Here is an 18,923-nt window from a genome sequence, read left to right as displayed (position 1 = left end):
CTGTATGATTCTAACTCGCATCCGGCACCGCCTTTATGAACAGGTTGCCGAGGAAATCGCCGGTCCATTGCGAGGACTGGACGATGGTTTGGCTGCCATTTCGCACCCAATATGTATTGGTGAAACTCTGCGCGGTGCCAAAGCACTGTTCTTGCCACTTGCGGGTGGCCACAGGATTACCTTGCTGCACGATGGTATCCGGCCCAAGCGCTGTGATCCGGCAGTCATAGGCATGCAGCTCGATCTCATCATTACCGTTGAGAAAGCTGTGAAACCGCTCGGCGCGCCCTTCCTGACGGCTCAGGATCAACCCGGCGCTGTGCCGGATGTCCGACCCAGTCATGCCAGAGCCGAACCCTTTGGTCGAGGTCAGAAAACCCTGTTCCAGCGTGATGGTCGCCCCATCTGCCGTCAACCAGGTTTGCACGTCGTCCCGTGTCACCTCTAACAGCATCACACCGCTCAGGTCGCGCGACGGAAAGGCGACCTCAAGCCGGGGTGGGATCAGGCGTTGTGCGGCCAGCGCATCGGCGCGGGGGTGAAAGCGGGGCGCATCGGGACGCAGCGCGCCGCGCAAAAGGTCGAACTCATCCCGCGCCTCGCCACAGGCGGCCAGCGAGAGGGCAAGGCAGAGGAGCGCGAAAACTCTCATCGCCAGAACCTACCCCAGCCGCGCGACAATTCCTGCGCTCGCGCCTCGCGGGTGACGCCATATAGCCGGTTGCGCACATTCAGCCGCGCGCCACCGTCGCGCAGGACGGGGCGGATGGTTTGTCTGATCTTGTTGCGCGATGGGCGACCCGTCAGCCATGAGATCGGGATCTCAAGCCGAATGCCCTTGTCGAATGAGCCTTCGCCGAACTCTTCGAACCCTACCGTGGTCAGGGTAAAGAAAGCACCTACCGTGAACCCGTTGGTAAATTCCCGATCCAACGAGAACGTCGCGCCATAGTCCCCTGCCAGATAGCGGCCCGCGTCGATCTGGGCATGATAGTCCCCTGGCAGGTCGTAATAGGCCGAGACATGGCCTGTGGCGACGGAATAATCCTGAAAGCCGAACAGCACGTCAAAATCACGCTGCGCCACGTAATTCGCCTCGACCCCCAAGGCGAGGCGACTGTTGGTCGGGTACCACAGAAGCTCGGCCGACACCCCGCCAAACATGGTCTCCAGATATCCCAGCGTGGTGCGGGCGTAGAAATCGGTGCGTGGTCTCCACAGGTATTCGGCGGTCATATGCTCGACCCGCAGGTTGGATTCACGGGTATAGATCGCCCAGTCCGACCGAACACGTTGCAGGGTGGAATCCGAGACGCGCGTGCTGTCGTCCAGCGTGCTCAGAACTGGTTGGCGCAGCCCGGTGGACAGGGTCAGGCCCGGCCTCAGCGTATAGTCCAACCCCAACGCGGCGCCGATTTCATACCGCAATGGGTCGTCGGGATCGAAGAAGGAAAAGTTCAGGTAAGGCCCGAACCGATAGGAAAAATGCGGATAGGCGTCGCGCAGTACGCCGCCTTGTAAGATCGGGATCGTGTCCGAAATCTCGACCCGCGCGAGGCTGCGCCATGCGTTGTCCGGGTCATGCTCCAATTCGTACAGATCGTTGCGGTCCACCTGCACAGCACCCAGTGGAACACCGTTGGACATCAACGCAATGTTGAAGGTCTTCGTCCGCGGCGGCTTGGTATTGGCCAGAACACGAGCGGTGCGGCCCAAGGCCTGCGCCGCTTGTCCATAGGTTTCGTTCTCGACCCCGACCGTGACAGCATCGCGGTCCTGCGACAGGTAGACCAGCCGCAGCCCTTCACGGTCCAACGCGGTTCGAATGTCCCCTTGGCTGTCACCGGGCGCACGCAAGGGCGGGGGCGAAGCCCCCTGACCCCCCGGCGCAGGCGTCTGCCGCGGGTCGATGAAATAGCTATAGGTCAGCCCCAGCGTGGTTCCGTACAGCACCGAGGTGGTCAGTTGCGATCCATTCCGAAACCGGTACTGCGCGCCGATGTTGAACGGAGCGCGGATGTCGAACCCGATCCGGTCGCGCTCCTCATCATAAAGATCGGGGGAGTATTCTGCCAAAAAGGTTAGCCGGTCGTTATATTGCCAACTGCCCCCGGCGAACAGGGCGGCGTCGCCCTGAAACCAGTTGCCGAAGTCCAGACGTCCGGTCTCCGAAATATCACCGGCGCGCGGATCGCTGCGCTCGTCAAAGCGGCTGCTGATCAGACCCAGCGGGTTGGCAAAGCTGCCACGTCCGGCCAGGCGCCCCCAGCCGATGCCTCCGGTCAGCTTGAACCGGTCGCGGATCGTTTTGGTCGCAACGATATATTCCGAGGCATAAAGCCCGGTCCCGCCGAAATCCCGCAATCCCAGCACGATGGCGGGCGCCCGACGGCTTTCTTCGCGCAGGCGGAAATGGATGTCGAAGCTGCGGTCATAGCGATCACCGCGCTCTCCATCAAAGCCTTTCAGGACGGCGTAGCGGAAGCTGCCATGAACCCAGGGCAGCATCTGAAAGGTCATGGTTGCGCGCGCGGTGTCCCGAAAGGCGGATGCGGTAAAGACCAGCGCGCCATCATCGAACATCTCGGCGGTGGGCAACTCGATCAGGCCCGGCGTTCCGTATGTGGACACGGTCTGCGCCTGTACTATGCCTGCCAGAGTTGCGCCGATCACAGCCATCGCAATTGTCCAGCCTCGTATTCCCGTTTGGTTCGTCACGTCACCTTGTCACTTCAAACTTTCCGAGCGATCCCGACACAGGAATGTGGATTGTAGTCAGCACCAAGTAATAATCACCCTATAGGAGAAAAACAGTTTTGAATTCCCGGTAGCTGAATTTCCTTTGGGATAAAAGGTCGGTAATTGGGCCGAAAATTCTGGGGCGTATTTAATTTACCGCTGAAAGTCATTCAATTTATTGAAATACAAGTTGATTTTTTTAATACATCGTTCACCATTGACGCTATAAAGACAGTGGAATTTCTCAGGTGTGGTATCGGCGGCACAGGTTTCGCTTCAGGAGCTTTCGGATGTTCAGAACTTCAGCATTGGTTCTTTTTCTATCAACCACAGGTGTAGTTGCTCAACAGGCGGAAAACACCGACGCCACGGAAGACGTCGAGGATACAGTCACAGCCGCCGAAGCCGCTGAAGAGGCAGGTGTAACGGGCTTTGTCCCTCTGGTCGCCCCTGCGCTGGGTGCTGCTGCCGCCGCTGTGGGTTTGGCGGCTGCCGGGGGTGGGTCGTCGACCACAACGACCAGCACGGTCAGCACCAACTGATCCTTGACCCCGCCAAAAATGGCGCGCCTAGTTGCTATAGTAGGATGCGCCGTAGCGGCCATAGGCATAGCCATATTGCTTGGCGCTGCGCATATTGATCTGCCCCATGACGATCCCCGTTAGGCGTTGATTGTCCATGTGGAACAGCCGAATGGCCTCGGTCACATCCTGTTCGGCTGTGGCATTCCACTTAATAGTCAGCAAAACGGCGTCGGCATTGCGCGCGATCAGTCGGGCATCTGACACCAGTAGCGTGGGCGGTGTGTCGATCAGGATGACATCATAGAACTTGCGCGTATCCTCCAGAAACTGTCGGAAGCGATCCGAGGCGAACAGATCCGCCGCATTGGTCGCTGTTTTCTGACCTGCCAGGATATCGCACCCGATCAGCGGGTCTTGAAAGATTGCATCCGTGGCAGCAACATCTCCGGCCAGAACCGAAACGATCCCGGTATTCGGCACATCGCGCAATTGGTCGGTCATGGTCAGCCGGCGGATATCTCCCTCGACCAACAGGACTTTTTTACCAATCCCGACAAAGTTCTGCGCCAATGCCATGGTGTTGGTGGTTTTGCCTTCGCCAGGCAGCGATGACGTCATGACAATAACCCGCGGTGGGCGATCCACGTTGGACAACATCAGAGAGGTTCGCAGATTGCGCACCGCCTCAGCCGTTGCGGAGGCGGGCTTGGCGGCGAGATAGTCCAAAACCTTGCGCCGGTCGCGGGCTGGAAAGGTCGGGATTTGACCCAGAACGCTGTAGCCGGTCTTGCGCTCAACCTCGGGCGCTGAACGATACCCTTTTCTCCGCGCCTCCAGTACAAAGACAATGGCCGTACCCACGATCAGACCAAGGATTGCGGCCAAAACCAGCATCAGCGGTTTTCTCGGGCGCGACGGGTCCGTCGGAATAACGGCGCGCGAGATTTGGCGACTGTCAGCCTTCTGTATCCCCTCCTGCGCCGAGGTCTCCTTAAGACGGGTCAGGAAATACTCGTACAGCAGACGAACAGCCTCGGCCTCTCGGGTGAGTTGCTGTAATGCGATGAGGTCCGCATTCTGCTGAGTGATCTGTTCGGACAGGTCTTGCGCAGATTGGGTCAAAGCCTGCGCCTGTTGCGCGGCGCGCCGTGCCTCAAGCGCGGTGCGGGCCAAAAGACGTTCGAAGGCTGTGTCGAACTCAGTCGTTTGGCCACCCGCCAATTGCGCAAACAACCGGTCCAGTTGCGGATCACCCGCCTCCTGCGCCTGTTCCGCGCGGGTGGTCGCGGCGGTCAGGCGATCAAACCTTGCTTGCGCTGCGATTTGCGCAGCCGCAGCGGTTTCGCCCCGGTCACGCAAATCCTTGAGCTGGACTTCCTGAAGCTGCAACGCCTCGGCAGATACCAAAGCGGTTGACGTGTCAAAGGCACTCAACTTGGCCTCTGACGATTCCAATTCCTGCTGCAACTCAGCCACTCGGTCGGTCAGCCAGGCGGTAGCCTGCTCGGTCGCTGCGAATTTTACTTCGATCTGGTCGCGCACATAAAGGTCAACGATCGTATCCGCAATCAGGGCTGATTTGCGGGCCGATTCAGTCTCGACCGTCACGCGGAACACAAGGCTTTGGGGCAGGTTTCGGATCGAAGTTTTCTGCAACAGCGCGGTGATCACGCTATCGCGGGTGATTTGGGCGCTGATTTCATCCGGCAAAGGCGCGGGCTGCGGTGACAGGCCTAAACCATCCTTGATTTTGTCCCTCAGCGTTTTAGGCAGCAGCGCAGCGTTGAATTCCGGATCGGAGGTCAGGTCCAGCCTGTCGACGACCTTGCCAATCAGTCCACGGGATCTGAGAACCTCAAGCTCGGAATTCACCTCGGTCGACTCGCCGGACAAACCGCCGACAACAGACTGGAGGTCGACAATGCTCTGCTGTTGCGTCTCAAGCATCACAACGGCGCTGGACCGGTACATCGGCACCGCCGCGAAGATCAGGTAGGCGAGCGTTGCCATCACAGTCAGCGCTGTGGCGGCGGCGATCACCCATTTCCCGCACCAAAGGGTTGCGAAAAGGGCGCTCAGGTCAACGACCTCGCCATCAAATGGGTCAGCGCCCGTGGGCCGCGGAGCGGTCAGGGGCGGGTTTGGAACAGTGAATTGCTTCATCAGAGTTTGGTCGTCTGCTCGAAATGCATTCTATGCGCGTTTTAGAAACCATATAGACACGTAAGGGTAGAATAAACCCTGACAGTGCGTTTATCGTCCCGTTCGCATGACCACGGCTGAGACTGTTCGGAAAAGGATGCTGATATCTTTTCGAAAACTGCGCTGAGCCAGATAGGCCACGTCCATCGCGATCCGTGCGTCATAGCTGACATCATTGCGCCCCGAAACTTGCCACAGCCCTGTAATGCCCGGTTTCTGCGCCACATAGGCCGAAGCGGCGGCGCCGTATTTCACCAACTCGACGGTGACGACTGGGCGTGGGCCGACAAAGCTCATCTCGCCTTTCAGGACGTTCCAGATTTGCGGCAACTCATCCAGACTGGTCCGGCGTAGAAGATGACCCAGCCGGTTGATGCGTGGATCATGGGTGAGTTTGCGGTCTCTTTCCCATTCAATCGCAGCCTGCGGGTTGGCCTGAAGATAAGCACGTAGTTGTGCCTCGGCATCGACGCACATGGTTCGGATCTTCCAGCATTTGAACAACGTTCCGTTCTTGCCAACGCGTTTTTGCCCAAAGAAACCTGGACCGCCCTCGCAGCGCATCAAGGCCCAAAGGACCAGAACGACCGGCGTTACAACTGGCAGCAGTAGCAGCGCAAGGCAGATATCAAAAGCGCGTTTGCCCAACCCGGAATAGATCCCCGATGGTGTATCAGGCGGGACGGATGAGGGGGCCGCGGCATCCTCGGCAACTGTTGTTGCGCCAAAATCCAGCATTCAAAAAAATCCCGGTTCCCAAATGTTGAGATACAACTTTTAGGTGTAGAAAGCGAAAATTAGTTAATGAAAGGTTGATAAGAGCTGAGTGCAGCAAATTTTTGTTGACCAACTTGCAGAAAACTCGATGGCGCAGGCGTATACGCAAAGCAGCCTGATCAAACGTGGGTTTTTAGCATGGAGGAAGGCACGAGACCGAGATGTCAGGCCTTGGGCAGTGGCAGACAGCCCGGCAGGCCCGCAGGGAGCACCAGGCGAGCGCCCATATTATATAGGGATTTTACAAATCCCTCGCTTTCTGACGCGACGGTCAGGCTGAAGGGCGAGGCCGCAAGGACCGAGACGTCGCCGGGCAGCGCCTCAAGCATCTGCGTTTTGGGCAGGACAACCACATAGGCCGGGGCGTCGTCTGTCAGCAAAGCCACAACAACAAGCGTGGACAGCCACCCCAGAAACATCAGCGGCAGGGCAATCAGAACCGCCCTAATAGTCATGGATATGTTCCAGTGCCAGGCCTGACCCCGGAAGTTGGCGCAGACGTTCGGCCAGATCGGACACTTTGACGACGATCAGATGTCGGTGGTCGCCGAACCCTTGGCGAGGCGCGCTGTAGATCGCGTCTGCCCGCGTGGGCTGATCCGAAATTGCGGTAAACAGGATGTCGTCATTGCCTGCGATCTCGACCACGTTCACACCGTCACCGGCCATCTGCACCAGCAGATTGGTCAGGGCGCGGTAGCGTGGCGTCTCGATCTCAATCCCTTCAGGGCGCTGGGCGATGACTTGCATGTCGGGATAGGCGGGCAACTCGCCCTCTGACGTGACGATCATGCGAAGGGTCAGCTCATCCTGACCGACCTGCTCAACGGCCTGTTCAATCACCCCGGCATAGCCACCCTTGGTGGTGTATTCCAGACCCAGAGCTATTGCGCGTTCAGTGTCGCGGATCGAGCCGCTGGACTGGTCAATCAAGCTTTGGGCATCGTCGTCAAAGCGCCACTTGTACCATGGCACCTGTTGCAGGAATTCAGCGTAATCTGATGCCTGCTGCGCCGACAGTTCATCCAGCGGAGCCCGTTCCGGGCCGCGCAGGGCGGTAAACAGGCGGCCGACTGTCTCTTCATACAGTGCCTTCAACGCCAGTTCCGCCGTGAAACTGGCCCCGATCACATAGATCGTCTGCTTGGTCTCACCGTCAATCTCGCCATGGGCAGCGGCTGTTTCGGTCAGCGCGCAGAGCGAGCTCCAGAACCCCGTGATCCCTTGCCAGAAGCCGTAGTCATGTGGATCGCCTTGGCTCAGAACCTCGGCATAATCCTCATAGGCGTGGACGATGTGCCATTCAGGATAGGTCATCAGGCTGCGGGTTTCGGGGCGGTGATGCTCGGCCGGTAGCAGGGCGTCATAGGGTTGCGCCTGCGCAGTGCCCTTGCAACTTGTTTCGACATAGATGATCGGGGCGGCCAAGCCGATCCCGACCAGCACCAACAGCAGAACCAGCCTGCGCAGCCATCTCAGCAGAAATCTCATGCCGTCCTCCGTGCGTCACGCAGACCGGCCCAGGCGGCCACCCCTCCCAGCGCCAGATGCGGCAGGTTTGCCAGCACGCGTCCGAGGGACAGGTTCATCCCGGCTGAGTTGTTCGTGAAGATCCCCAGATCCAGATAGCCGTAGCCAGTGAAGAACCCGAAAACTCCGTCGCCCAGATAGGCCAGCCCGAACAGGATCAGAAAGGTGCGCGCAGCGCGATGGGACCAAAGCCCGGCAATCAGCGCCCAGAAGGCCGACGCCACATGCAGCGCGTCGTCATAGATATCCAGGGCAAAGATGCCAAAAGCCAGACCGTTTTCATCCGTCAGACCGGGTATGTAATTCAGCGACGCGGCAATCATCAGTGCCACAAAATACCCCATACAGAGTTTTTGAAGATTGGTCATAGCTGCCCCAAATAGCTGTCCCAAAGGTTGTTTCTTAACACCAGTTGCGGATCTAACGCGCGTTTGGCCTGCGCAAACTCTCGCGCGCGCGAATAGGCGGCGGTCAGTTGATCCAGCCGCGCGTGCGGGCGGTAGGGCAGGTAATAAGCCCCGCCGATCGCGGTGATCCGGTTGATCAGCTCTTGCGTCATACGGGCCATGTCGGCCTCGGCGCGGTCGGTCATCTCCTGACTGAAGGACATAACCGCAGCGATGCGTGGTTCCGAGGCGAAGGACAGAACCGCCTGATCGTCTTGCGCCACATAGCGCAGGGTCACGTTCAGAAACTCCTGATACGAGGCCGGGATCACCTCGCGGCAGGCGGTCAGGAAATCGTCAAAGGCGTCGAAGCCCACGAAATATTCGTGCAGGATATCGGTGCGGTCCGGGTTGCGGTCGTCCAGCGTGACAACCGGTTCGTTGATCAGGGAATTCCGCGTTGCCTCACCCCCGCCCAAGGCTGGGCCTAGCGTGGTTTCGTTCCACCAGCGAAAGGACTTGAACGCCTCGTTGCCTAGCTGCGCGCGGTAGAGACGACTGGCGGCATGCGACATCCATCCCGAGCCGGATGCCGGCGGCAGGTCCGATTGATCCTCGGTCTCGCGGTAGGTGATCAGCAAGGCTTTTTCAAAGAAGGACGCCCTTTCGACATTGAGCCTGCCATAGGCCATCGTCACAGCCGGGTCAGCCACGGCCTGGCGGAAAGCGTTGGCAAAGGCGCTGGCTTCCATCAATTTGAAAGTAGGTGATAGCCGTGTATTAGAGACCATTTCGACTTCTAGATCGACGATGATGCCGATCAGCCCATAGCCTCCCATGCCCAGATTGAACAGGTCGGCGTTTTCCGTGGGCGAGCATGTCACAAGCTCTCCGTCCGGTAGGATCATGCGCAGGGATCGCACGGTTGCGCCCATTGGTCCGAACGGAACCGGCCAGCCATGGGCGTTGACGGAATAGGTCGCAGCAACGCCGAAGTCGTGGTTCGATTGCATCACCTTGGGCGACCATCCTGCAGGGTCCAACGCCGCAATGACCTGAGACCAGCGTGCCCCGGCATGGGCGCGGTATGTCTGCGCTGCGCTGTCAATCTCGACCGAGCCGTTGTCAAAGGTGATCGCTGTGCCATCGCGCGGGATGGCTTGCGCCCCCATCGAATGGCGCGCGGCGCCGACATTCACCGGGCGGCCCTCGGCCTGTGCCTGCGCCAGTTCCTGACGGATGGCCGTGATCAGGGCTTCATCAGCATTCTCGGTCATCACCAGATGCTTGTATACCGGCGTCGGTGACAATCCGCTGGCGTCATTCAGGATCGTGGCATCCGACACGGCAGGCGTGTAGCGGGTGCCGTCATAAACGGGCAGGTCTGGTCCCAACCAACGAGACAATCCCCAGCCCGCCACTCCACCGGCGGCGAAAAGTGCGGCGCGTCTGGTGAAAATCGTCATACGTCTTCCTTTGATAGCGTCGGCCCGGGCATGGCCTTCAGCACGTCAATTAATGCGGTTTGAAACTGCTCTGGGTCCTCGATTTGCGGGATGTGACCTACATCGGGCAAGACGATCAGCGGTGCTTCGGATAGCAGCGCGTGCAAGGCGTGGGCTTGCGCGACCGGGGTCACGGTATCTTCCGCGCCCCAGATCAATGCGACCGGCAGGTCGAGCGTACGCCAGCTTTCTGCCCGTGTGCTGCGCGCGTTCTGCGGCGGCACAAGCAGGTGCGGCAACCAGTCCGCAACGGCCTTGGTATATCCTTCGCGGGCCATTGGATTGCGCAATATCGAGACGATTTCAGGCGTTGCAGCCAGTTTCACATGCAAAAACGCGCGAAGGAAATGGCGCGTTAGCAGTGGATTAGAGACTGTTGTGGTGGCTATACCCTGTCGCAGCAGCCCATTTCGCAGGTAAATGGGCTCAGAAGTTGGAGATTCATGCGCCTCAAGCGCAATCGCCCCACAAACTATGACCAACCCGGACACCAAATCGGGGCGCAGCATAACAGCCTCGGCCACGGGCCCTGCGCCGATAGAATGCGCGACGGCGATCGGAGGGCTGTCCAGCTCTTCGAGAAGGGCGATAATGCGTTCGGCCTGACGCGTCCGACTGTAGTCCTCATCCTGTGCTGGTTCCGACCAGCCGAAAGGCGGCATGTCAAAGGCGATCGCGCGAAACCCGGCGTCGGACATGTGGGAAAGCGTGGGTCGCCACAAACCCGACCACGCCGCTGTTCCATGTGCAAACAGAACCGGCGGCGCCGAAGGGTCGCCGACGTCCAAAGCAAAGATCGCACCCTCAGAGGTTTCGATCATCCGGCCTGTGTCATCAGGCAAGTGGCCCACCGGAACAGTCTCACGGTTGCTGGCTGCCACCCAAAACCCGGTCAGCACAACAGTGACAAGCAACAGAGCTGAAAAAATGAACCTGAAAAATACCTTCATTGCCCGGATAGTTGTGCGCGCTAGACGGAAATGCAACCGCCGGAAATCCTTACCGGGCAAGGGTGCTGCAATTCGGACGCACAGCAGAATCCGGGTGATGACACTGCATTCAGCGCTCTAAACTTGACCAAGCGGTCAACTAATTTCTATACAAAACAGTCTCTAATCAATGGGAAAACCAAGAGTCGAGATAAACATTTCAGTTGGCTCACAATCTAGTGTTGCAACTGTGAAAATGATCTGGATGATCAGGACCACCAAGGCCGCGACAACGGCCTGCCGTCTGGGATGGCGGCGCTAACAATAAACGGGGAGATTATAATGATCCTAAGAAATCTGATGATTGCCGCCAGTGCGACCGCAATGATGGCGGCAGGTGCATCGGCTGAAACTCTGCGCTGGGCGCGCGCGGGTGACGCGCTGACGTTGGACCCGCATTCGCAAAACGAAGGTCCGTCGCACACCATTCGCCACCAGATGTATGAGCCGCTGATCATCCGCGACGTGACCGGCGCGTTTGAACCCGCGCTAGCGACCGAGTGGGGACCAAAGGCCGATGATCCGAACGTCTGGGTCTTCAAGCTGCGCGAAGGTGTGAAGTTCCACGATGGCGCGGATTTCAACGCAGAAGACGTGGTGTTCAGCTTTGAGCGCGCCAAGCAGCCGAACTCGGACATGAAAGAGCTGATTGGCTCGATCACCGAAGTGCGCGCGGTTGACGATTACACCGTCGAGATCGTCACCGATGGTCCGAACCCGATCCTGCCGTCGAACCTGACCAACCTGTTCATTCTGGACAAAGGCTGGGCCGAGGCGAACAACACCGTCAACGTTCAGGATTTTGAGGGCGGCGAGATCACCTATGCCACCACCAACGCCAACGGCACGGGGCCATATAAGCTGCAAAGCCGCGAGCCTGACGTGAAAACGGTGATGGTGCGCAACGACGACTATTGGGGCATCGACCAGTTCCCGATGGAAGTGACCGAGATCGTCTACACGCCGATCCAGAACGCTGCGACCCGCGTGGCCGCGATGCTGTCGGGTGAAGTGAACTTCCTTCAGGATATGCCAGTGCAGGATATTGAGCGCGTCAACGGTGCCGATGGCCTGATGGTCAAGCAGGCGCCGCAGAACCGTGTGATCTTCTTTGGGATGAACCAGGGCGCAGATGACATCGAAGCGGATAACGTGGACGGCAAGAACCCCCTCGCCGATGTGCGTGTGCGTCAGGCCATGTCAATGGCGATCAACCGCGATGCGATCAAGCAGGTCGTGATGCGCGGCCAGTCGCAGCCTGCGGGCATGATCGCACCGCCCTTTGTCAACGGTTGGACTGCTGATATGGACGGCGAATCCTCGACCGACCTGGAAAAAGCCAAGGCCCTGATGGCCGAGGCAGGCTATGGCGACGGTTTCTCGCTGCGGCTGGACTGCCCGAATGACCGCTACATCAACGATGAGGCGATCTGTCAGGCGGCTGTCGGTATGCTGGGTCAGATCGGCGTGACTGTGAATCTGGACGCCAAGCCCAAGGCACAGCATTTCCCGCTGATCACCGACAGCAAGACCGACTTCTACATGCTGGGTTGGGGTGTGCCGACATATGACTCGGAATACATCTTCAACTTCCTGGTCCATGGTCGCGAGGACGATATCGGAACGTGGAACGGCACCGGCTATCAGGACGATGCGCTGGATGCGAAGATCAAGTCGCTGGCCTCGAACACCGATCTTGATGCGCGGAACGCCGACATCGCCGACATCTGGCGTGTGGTGCAGGACGAAGCGCTGTACATCCCGATCCACCACCAGGTTCTGAACTGGGGTATGGCTGATGGCGTGGGCATCGAAGTGGATGCGGAAGACCAGCCGAAAGTCAAATACTTCACCATGAACTAAATCGGTTCGGTTGCGAACAAGGCAGGGCGCGGATTTCGCGCCCTGTTTTTTGTTTCGCCCTGAGATTTCCTTGCGTGCAAGCGAAAAACCAAGAAAACTCAGGCGCAGAGAACAGGGAGAGATAAAAATGATCCTTAGAAACAGTGCCATTGGCCTGGCCCTGCTGGCTGCGACCAGTGTTCAGGCGGCCGAGTTCAAATGGGCCTCGACCACCGATCCGCAGACCATGGACCCGCACGCCGTCAACTCGGCCCCGGTTCTGGGTTTTCTCAACAATGTCTACGAAGGGCTGGTGCGCCGCGGCAAAGACATGACGGTCGAACCCGCGCTGGCCGTAAGCTGGGAGCCGATCGGAGAGGGTGAAGGCTGGCGATTCAAGCTGCGTGAGGACGTGACCTTTCACGACGGCAGCACCTTCGATGCGCAAGACGTGCTGTTCAGCTATCAGCGGGCCTCAAGCGAGGCGGCGGATACGCGCAGCTGGTTTGCGCCGGTCAGTGAGGTGATCATAGTCGATGACTATACGGTCGATATCATGACCTCGGCGCCGAACCCGCTGTTCCCGTCCTCGATCGCCAACTGGATGATCATGGATCAAGGCTGGACCGAGGCGAATGACGCCTTGGTGCCTGACAAGGAAACCGGCAACTACGCCACGATCAATGCCAATGGCACCGGTGCATTCAAGGTGACGGCCCGCGAACCGGGGCTTAAGACCGTGTTAGAGCCACATGGCGTTTGGTGGGGTGAGGTTGAACACAACATTACTCGCGCCGAATTCAACCCGATCCAGAACCCAGCGACTGCCGTTGCGGCGCTGCTGTCGGGTGATGTGGACATGATCAATCCTGTCCCGATCCAAGACGTTGCACGCCTGAAGGAAAACGCCGATGTGGACGTCATTCAGGGGATCGAGGCGCGCGTGATCATGCTGGGTTTCGATCATGAAGCCGAGACGCTGAAATACACCGATGACGCGGGCAAACCGAACCCTTTCCGTGATGCGCGGGTCCGTCAGGCGGTGGCGCAGGCGATCAATGTGGATGCAATTCTGGCCACGATCATGCGCGGCAATGCCGAAGCCGCCTCGCAACTGGTAAGCCCGGCTATGAGCGGCTATTCCGCCGCCAATGCAGATCGCCCCGCCTTTGATGTCGAAGGTGCCAAGGCGCTTCTGGCCGAGGCGGGCTACGGGGATGGGTTCTCGTTCGGGTTGAAGTGCCCCAATGACCGTTATCTGAATGACGAACCGGTCTGTCAGGCTGTCGTCACCATGCTCGCGCAGATTGGGATCACGGCGGAACTGGATGCCATGCCCGTCCGCAACTACTGGCCAGAGCTGCGCGAGGATAACTACGACATGTATATGCTGGGCTGGAGCCCCGGCACATTCGACGCCGAACATCCCGTTCGCTTTCTGGTAGCCACGCCGAACGAGGAAAAGAAGCTGGGCAGCTGGAATTTCGGCGGCTACTCGAACGAACGGGTGGATGAACTGTTGCCGATGATCCAATCCGAGCTAGACGCGACGAAGCGTCAGGCCATGCTGGATGAGGTGACGGCCATCTATCAGGATGATCATGTCTATGTGCCGATGTATGTGCAGCCTCTGGTTTGGGGGACCGGCAGCAATATCGACCTGACGCAACGCCCGGATAACTTCTTCATCTTGCGTTGGGTCACGGTGAACTAACCGCATGGGCGTCATGATTGCCGGGGTCTACCACGTGGACGACCCCGCCCCCGACACATCGCTTGACGGCGCATACCGTCGTCAGGCGTCGACCATCCGCAACGCTCTGCCAAACGGTCCTTATGAGCCGGGGCGGTTCCACCTGTATGCCGCGTGGAATTGCCCTTGGGCGCATCGGGTCCTGCTGACGCGCGCCGTTAAGGGATTGGAGGAGTTGATCACCGTCGCCTATGCCCGCCCGCGCCGCACGCCGGACGGTTGGGTGTTCGACGCCGAAGGAGAATATGCCGATCCTTTGTTCGGTGTCACCGCGTTGCATCAAGCCTATGCAAAGGTTGATCCTGCTTATACCGGGCGCATCACCGTGCCTTTGCTGTGGGATCGCGCTGAAAACCGCGCGATATCGAATGAATCCGCCGATCTCGTGCGTATGCTGGGCACGTTAGAAGGCTATGGCCCCAATCTGGCCCCGCCAGACAAGTTGGATCAGATCGATGCCTGGAACGACAAAATCTATCCGCGCCTGAACAATGGTGTCTATCGCGCCGGGTTCGCCCGCACGCAAGAGGCGTATGAGGCCGGGTTTCACGATGTCTTCACCATGCTGGACGAGATCGAGGCGCATCTGGCCACCAACCGATACCTGTGCGGCGATGATCTGACCGAGGCCGACCTGCGCCTGTTCCCGACCCTGGCGCGGTTCGATGTGGCCTATCACTATGCCTTCCGCTGTAATTTGCGGCGTTTGGTCGACTATCCGCATCTGTGGGGTTATGCGCGGGACTTGTATTCTCGACCGGAGATTGCCCGGACAGTGAAGCCCGAGATATACAAGGCCGGGTATTTCTCACCCTCCGAGCTGCGAAACCCGCTGGGGATCGTGCCGTTGGGGCCAAAGATAAACTGGGCTGAGCCACAGGACCGGGCGGCGTTGTCCTCTGCGACATCTTGACCATTCGGGCGGGGCATGCGTAGAGAGGCAGATCAACGGGGAAACTAAATGTTCGCATATATCGTTCGAAGGATGTTCCAATCCGTGATCGTACTTTTGGTCGTGGGTCTGGTCGCTTTTTCCATGTTCCGATTTGTCGGCGATCCGATCGACAACATGCTGGGGCAAGAGCGCACCCAGGCCGATATCGACCGGCTTAGGGGCGAGCTTGGGTTGGATAAGCCCTTCCCGGTCCAGTATTTCAAGTTCCTGCAAGGGGCCGTTCAGGGCAATTTTGGCGTCTCTTACCGCCAGGGTCGTCCGGTTTCGACCATCATCGCAGAACGTGCACCCGCGACGCTGGAACTGGCCTTTGTGTCAGGTTTTCTGGCCATCACAATGGGTATTGCTCTGGGCGTCTTCACAGCGATCCGACGACAAGGGATCGCGGCGAATGTGATTATGACCGTCAGTTTGATTGGGGTTTCGTTGCCGACCTTCCTGATCGGGATACTGCTGATCTATATCTTCTCGGTCGAGCTTGATCTTCTTCCTAGCTTCGGGAGGGGCGAAACCGTTATGATTGGGAACTGGTCTACGGGCTTTTTGACGTCGTCGGGCCTCAAGGCGTTGATCCTTCCCGCGATTACGCTGGGCCTGTATCAGATGACACTGATCATGCGGCTGGTCCGATCCGAGATGCTGGAAGTTTTGCGCGCCGACTACGTTCGTTTTGCCCGTGCCCGCGGATTGTCGGACCGGGTGATCAACTTCCGTCATGCGCTGAAGAACACACTGGTGCCGGTGATCACCATTACCGGCTTGCAACTAGGCTCGATCATTGCGTTCGCCATCATCACCGAGACGGTGTTCCAATGGCCGGGCGTCGGTCTGCTGTTCATCAACGCGATCCAGTTCGTCGATATCCCCGTCATGGCCGCCTATCTGATGCTGATTTCGGTCATGTTCGTGACGATCAACCTTATTGTCGATCTTCTTTACTATGCTATTGACCCGCGCCTGCGTGTCGACGCGAGGGCCACATGACCGATATTCTCGATACCCCCAAAGCGCCGGAAAAGTCGCGGTTCGCCAAGTTCTGGGACGGCGACTTCGCATGGTCCTTTCGGCATTCACCTGTTGCTATTGTCGCGACTCTGGTTGTCGCCATACTTGTGCTTTCGGCGATCTTTGCGCCGCTGATCGCGCCCTATAATCCGTTCGACCCGTCCTCACTGAACCTGATGAACGGGTTTACGCCGCCCGGAACACCCAACGCCTTTACGCAGGAAACCTTTCTGCTGGGCACCGACGATCAGGGGCGCGACGTATTCTCGACCATCCTGTACGGGATGCGCGTTTCCCTGTTCGTGGGCGCATCTGCCGTGCTGTTGGCCTTGATCATCGGTATCGTTCTTGGGCTGGTCGCTGCTTATTTCGGCGGCTGGATTGAAACCCTGATCATGCGGGTCGCCGATGTGCAGCTGACTTTCCCGGCCATTCTGGTCGCTATGTTGATCTTTGGTATTGCCAAAGGCGTCACCCCGCCGGAATACCGCGATGAGATGGCGATCTACGTCCTGATCGTCGCCATTGCGCTGTCTGACTGGGTCCAGTTCGCCCGCGTGGTGCGCGGCGCGGCTCTGGTCGAGAAAAACAAGGAATATGTTCAAGCGGCCCGCCTGATCGGTCGTGGGTCCTTCCCGATCATGTTCCGCCACATCCTGCCCAATGTTCTCAGTCCGGTTTTGGTGATTGCCACCATCTCGCTGGCTCTGGCTATCATCGCCGAGGCGACGCTGAGTTTCCTTGGCGTCGGCGCCCCACCGACCCAGCCTTCTCTGGGGACATTGATCCGCATCGGACAGGGCTTCTTGTTCTCGGGTGAGTGGTGGATTCTGTTCTTCCCGGCCTGCACCCTTCTGGCGCTGGCTTTGTCTGTGAACCTGCTGGGCGACTGGCTGCGCGATGCGTTGAACCCCAAGCTGCGGTGATTTCATGAGCCTTCTGACAATCAATGACCTGACGGTCGAATTCCCGACCCGCCGCAAACTGTTCACTGCCGTGGACCATGTGGACCTGTCGGTTGAGCCCGGCGAAATCCACGGGCTTGTGGGTGAATCCGGGGCCGGTAAATCCACAATCGGAGCCGCCATTATGGGTCTGCTCGACCGACCCGGCCGTATCGCCAGCGGTACGATCAAGCTGAGCGGTGACCAGATCAGCGGTATCGACGCCGAGGCGATGCGTGGGCTGCGCGGCAAAAAGATCTCGATGATCTTTCAGGACCCGCTGACCTCGCTGAACCCGCTGTTCACCGTGCGCGAGCAACTGGTCGAGACCATTCAGGCGCATCTGGGTGGTTCAGATAGTGAGGCCAACAAACGCGCCCGCGATCTGATTGACCGTGTAGGTATCCCTGACCCCGATACACGGCTGGACCAGTACCCGCACCAGTTCTCGGGCGGGATGCGGCAGCGTGTGGTGATTGCTTTGGCGTTGTGTACCGAGCCCGACGTGATCATCGCGGATGAACCGACGACAGCCTTGGATGTGTCCGTTCAAGCGCAGATTCTGGACCTGATCAAAGAGCTGGCGACCGAGCGGCAGGTAGGGGTTATCCTAATTACCCACGACATGGGCGTGATTGCCGACACCACCGACAAGGTGACGGTGATGTATGCGGGTAAGGTGGTCGAAAGCGGCCCTACGTCTCAGGTCATGGGCCAGCCGACCCACGAATACACCAAGTCCCTGATCGCCGCCGTACCGCGCCCAACACTCAAACTGCATCGCTTTCCGCAAATCAGCTATGGCGGGCGCGAGACCCGCTTTGCGATCGAAGACATGGCCCGCCACTGGCCCAAAGTGGACAATGACACCAGCAAACCGGTGTTTGAGATCCGCAACCTGACCAAGAAGTTCCTGCAAAAGCGAGGGCTTCTGCCGTGGGACCGCACCTATTTCACCGCTGTGGACGATGTCAGCTTTGACATCCGCGCGGGCGAGGTGTTTGGCGTCGTGGGGGAGTCCGGCTCGGGCAAGTCCACCGTCGCGCGGATGATTGCGGGGCTCTATCCGGTTGATGGCGGCACGATCTCATTCGAAGGGCAGACAGTCAGCGATCTGACCAACAAAGCCGCGCTGGATGCGTATCGCAAGAACATCCAGATGATCTTTCAAGACCCCTATTCCTCTCTCAACCCCCGGATGCGCGTGGATGAAATCGTGGCAGAGCCGATCCGCCATCACAAGCTGATGGACGGGGCTGATATCAAGCGCCGCGTGGATGAGCTGTTGGATCAGGTTGGGCTGGGTCATGAGGCCGGGCTGAAATACCCGCATGAATTCTCGGGCGGTCAGCGTCAGCGGATTTCCATTGCCCGCGCACTTGCCACGCAGCCCCGCTTTTTGATCTGTGACGAACCGACCAGCGCGCTGGACGTGTCAATTCAGGCCCAAATCCTGAACATCCTGAAGGATTTGCAGGAGCATCTGGGTCTGACCTTGCTGTTCATCAGTCACGATTTGCCAGTTGTGCGCCAGATGTGCGACCGGGTGGCCGTGATGAAACAGGGCAAGGTGGTCGAGCTGCAAGAGACCAACGACCTGTTCGCCAATCCACAGACCGAATATGCGAGCGAGCTGTTGCGGTTGATGCCCAAACTGGACGATCTGTCCACGGAAGGGTTGAACGCCGAAACCTAACTCTCGCAATCCGTGCAAATATGCGAAAATAAACATTAAATTCGTTAACCATTGCAGACTCGGGCGTGTCTGCCGT

General features: G+C 58.7%; 16 protein-coding genes. 7 read left to right on the top strand and 9 right to left on the bottom strand.

Translation table 11 applies throughout. The features are described 5' to 3' along the window. Positions 1 to 10: 10 nt before the first annotated feature. Positions 11 to 652, bottom strand: coding sequence for a YjbF family lipoprotein (locus ACR0C5_RS10475; protein ID WP_480876357.1), 642 nt, complete (start codon positions 650 to 652; stop codon positions 11 to 13). Then, complete coding sequence (locus tag ACR0C5_RS10470) at positions 649 to 2,679, bottom strand: YjbH domain-containing protein (RefSeq protein WP_480876355.1); 2,031 nt, start codon at positions 2,677 to 2,679, stop codon at positions 649 to 651. The genes ACR0C5_RS10475 and ACR0C5_RS10470 overlap by 4 nt, the downstream gene beginning before the upstream one ends. A gap of 350 nt (positions 2,680 to 3,029) precedes the next feature. Here ACR0C5_RS10470 and ACR0C5_RS10465 point away from each other — a divergent pair, with 350 nt between their 5' ends. Next, the gene (locus ACR0C5_RS10465; RefSeq protein ID WP_170771165.1) at positions 3,030 to 3,281 is read left to right on the top strand and encodes a hypothetical protein; all 252 of its coding nucleotides are present in this window, start codon (positions 3,030 to 3,032) and stop codon (positions 3,279 to 3,281) included. 27 nt (positions 3,282 to 3,308) lie between these two features. On the opposite strand, the gene ACR0C5_RS10460 is transcribed toward ACR0C5_RS10465, so the two are convergent. From ACR0C5_RS10460 to ACR0C5_RS10430, 7 genes are all read right to left on the bottom strand, one after another. Then, a complete protein-coding gene (locus ACR0C5_RS10460) occupies positions 3,309 to 5,426 on the bottom strand; it encodes a GumC family protein (protein ID WP_480876353.1) in 2,118 nt (705 codons plus the stop codon). Positions 5,427 to 5,516: 90 nt separating this feature from the next. After that, the gene (locus ACR0C5_RS10455; protein ID WP_480876352.1) at positions 5,517 to 6,203 is read right to left on the bottom strand and encodes a sugar transferase; all 687 of its coding nucleotides are present in this window, start codon (positions 6,201 to 6,203) and stop codon (positions 5,517 to 5,519) included. Between the two features lie 203 nt (positions 6,204 to 6,406). After that, entirely contained in the window at positions 6,407 to 6,697 is a 291-nt protein-coding gene (locus tag ACR0C5_RS10450; RefSeq protein ID WP_170771156.1) for a hypothetical protein, read from the bottom strand. After that, on the bottom strand, positions 6,687 to 7,733 hold the full coding sequence (locus ACR0C5_RS10445) for a hypothetical protein (protein ID WP_480876350.1): 1,047 nt from the start codon (positions 7,731 to 7,733) through the stop codon (positions 6,687 to 6,689). The genes ACR0C5_RS10450 and ACR0C5_RS10445 overlap by 11 nt, the downstream gene beginning before the upstream one ends. Next, positions 7,730 to 8,140 carry a hypothetical protein gene (locus tag ACR0C5_RS10440; protein WP_480876348.1) on the bottom strand — a complete coding sequence of 137 codons (411 nt, stop codon included), beginning with the start codon at positions 8,138 to 8,140 and terminating at the stop codon, positions 7,730 to 7,732. The genes ACR0C5_RS10445 and ACR0C5_RS10440 overlap by 4 nt, the downstream gene beginning before the upstream one ends. Further along, the gene (locus ACR0C5_RS10435; protein WP_480876346.1) at positions 8,137 to 9,624 is read right to left on the bottom strand and encodes an FAD-binding oxidoreductase; all 1,488 of its coding nucleotides are present in this window, start codon (positions 9,622 to 9,624) and stop codon (positions 8,137 to 8,139) included. The genes ACR0C5_RS10440 and ACR0C5_RS10435 overlap by 4 nt, the downstream gene beginning before the upstream one ends. Beyond that, positions 9,621 to 10,544 carry an alpha/beta fold hydrolase gene (locus ACR0C5_RS10430; RefSeq protein ID WP_480876344.1) on the bottom strand — a complete coding sequence of 308 codons (924 nt, stop codon included), beginning with the start codon at positions 10,542 to 10,544 and terminating at the stop codon, positions 9,621 to 9,623. Before ACR0C5_RS10430 ends, ACR0C5_RS10435 begins: the two co-directional genes overlap by 4 nt. Positions 10,545 to 10,934: 390 nt before the next feature. Between ACR0C5_RS10430 and ACR0C5_RS10425 the strand changes: the two genes are divergently transcribed. The 6 genes from ACR0C5_RS10425 (at position 10,935) to ACR0C5_RS10400 (ending at position 18,847) form a co-directional block, all read left to right on the top strand. Then, positions 10,935 to 12,515 (top strand): ABC transporter substrate-binding protein, encoded by a 1,581-nt coding sequence (locus tag ACR0C5_RS10425; RefSeq protein WP_170790142.1) that lies wholly within the window; start codon positions 10,935 to 10,937, stop codon positions 12,513 to 12,515. Positions 12,516 to 12,642: 127 nt separating this feature from the next. Then, positions 12,643 to 14,208, top strand: a complete 1,566-nt coding sequence (locus ACR0C5_RS10420) for an ABC transporter substrate-binding protein (protein ID WP_480876343.1) — start codon at positions 12,643 to 12,645, stop codon at positions 14,206 to 14,208. Positions 14,209 to 14,212: 4 nt separating this feature from the next. After that, entirely contained in the window at positions 14,213 to 15,160 is a 948-nt protein-coding gene (locus tag ACR0C5_RS10415) for a glutathione S-transferase family protein (RefSeq protein ID WP_480876341.1), read from the top strand. Positions 15,161 to 15,208: 48 nt separating this feature from the next. Further along, positions 15,209 to 16,186, top strand: coding sequence for an ABC transporter permease (locus ACR0C5_RS10410; protein ID WP_170353866.1), 978 nt, complete (start codon positions 15,209 to 15,211; stop codon positions 16,184 to 16,186). Next, positions 16,183 to 17,133 carry an ABC transporter permease gene (locus ACR0C5_RS10405; RefSeq protein WP_170353864.1) on the top strand — a complete coding sequence of 317 codons (951 nt, stop codon included), beginning with the start codon at positions 16,183 to 16,185 and terminating at the stop codon, positions 17,131 to 17,133. The genes ACR0C5_RS10410 and ACR0C5_RS10405 overlap by 4 nt, the downstream gene beginning before the upstream one ends. A gap of 4 nt (positions 17,134 to 17,137) precedes the next feature. Then, positions 17,138 to 18,847 carry an ABC transporter ATP-binding protein gene (locus tag ACR0C5_RS10400; RefSeq protein WP_480876338.1) on the top strand — a complete coding sequence of 570 codons (1,710 nt, stop codon included), beginning with the start codon at positions 17,138 to 17,140 and terminating at the stop codon, positions 18,845 to 18,847. The last annotated feature ends 76 nt before the right edge of the window (positions 18,848 to 18,923 follow it).

It is taken from the genome of Ruegeria sp. N8 (assembly GCF_056531325.1).
Note: the sequence above shows the minus strand (reverse complement) of the source record. Positions and strands in the feature narration are given on the sequence as shown.

Coding starts and splice junctions, on each gene's coding strand:
- ACR0C5_RS10420 (WP_480876343.1), top strand. CDS start 12,643: ATGATCCTTAGAAACAGTGCCATTGGCCTGGCCCTGCTGGCTGCGACC.
- ACR0C5_RS10405 (WP_170353864.1), top strand. CDS start 16,183: ATGACCGATATTCTCGATACCCCCAAAGCGCCGGAAAAGTCGCGGTTC.
- ACR0C5_RS10415 (WP_480876341.1), top strand. CDS start 14,213: ATGGGCGTCATGATTGCCGGGGTCTACCACGTGGACGACCCCGCCCCC.
- ACR0C5_RS10470 (WP_480876355.1), bottom strand. CDS start 2,679: ATGGCTGTGATCGGCGCAACTCTGGCAGGCATAGTACAGGCGCAGACC.
- ACR0C5_RS10440 (WP_480876348.1), bottom strand. CDS start 8,140: ATGACCAATCTTCAAAAACTCTGTATGGGGTATTTTGTGGCACTGATG.
- ACR0C5_RS10400 (WP_480876338.1), top strand. CDS start 17,138: ATGAGCCTTCTGACAATCAATGACCTGACGGTCGAATTCCCGACCCGC.
- ACR0C5_RS10455 (WP_480876352.1), bottom strand. CDS start 6,203: ATGCTGGATTTTGGCGCAACAACAGTTGCCGAGGATGCCGCGGCCCCC.
- ACR0C5_RS10450 (WP_170771156.1), bottom strand. CDS start 6,697: ATGACTATTAGGGCGGTTCTGATTGCCCTGCCGCTGATGTTTCTGGGG.
- ACR0C5_RS10465 (WP_170771165.1), top strand. CDS start 3,030: ATGTTCAGAACTTCAGCATTGGTTCTTTTTCTATCAACCACAGGTGTA.
- ACR0C5_RS10475 (WP_480876357.1), bottom strand. CDS start 652: ATGAGAGTTTTCGCGCTCCTCTGCCTTGCCCTCTCGCTGGCCGCCTGT.
- ACR0C5_RS10410 (WP_170353866.1), top strand. CDS start 15,209: ATGTTCGCATATATCGTTCGAAGGATGTTCCAATCCGTGATCGTACTT.
- ACR0C5_RS10445 (WP_480876350.1), bottom strand. CDS start 7,733: ATGAGATTTCTGCTGAGATGGCTGCGCAGGCTGGTTCTGCTGTTGGTG.
- ACR0C5_RS10435 (WP_480876346.1), bottom strand. CDS start 9,624: ATGACGATTTTCACCAGACGCGCCGCACTTTTCGCCGCCGGTGGAGTG.
- ACR0C5_RS10425 (WP_170790142.1), top strand. CDS start 10,935: ATGATCCTAAGAAATCTGATGATTGCCGCCAGTGCGACCGCAATGATG.
- ACR0C5_RS10460 (WP_480876353.1), bottom strand. CDS start 5,426: ATGAAGCAATTCACTGTTCCAAACCCGCCCCTGACCGCTCCGCGGCCC.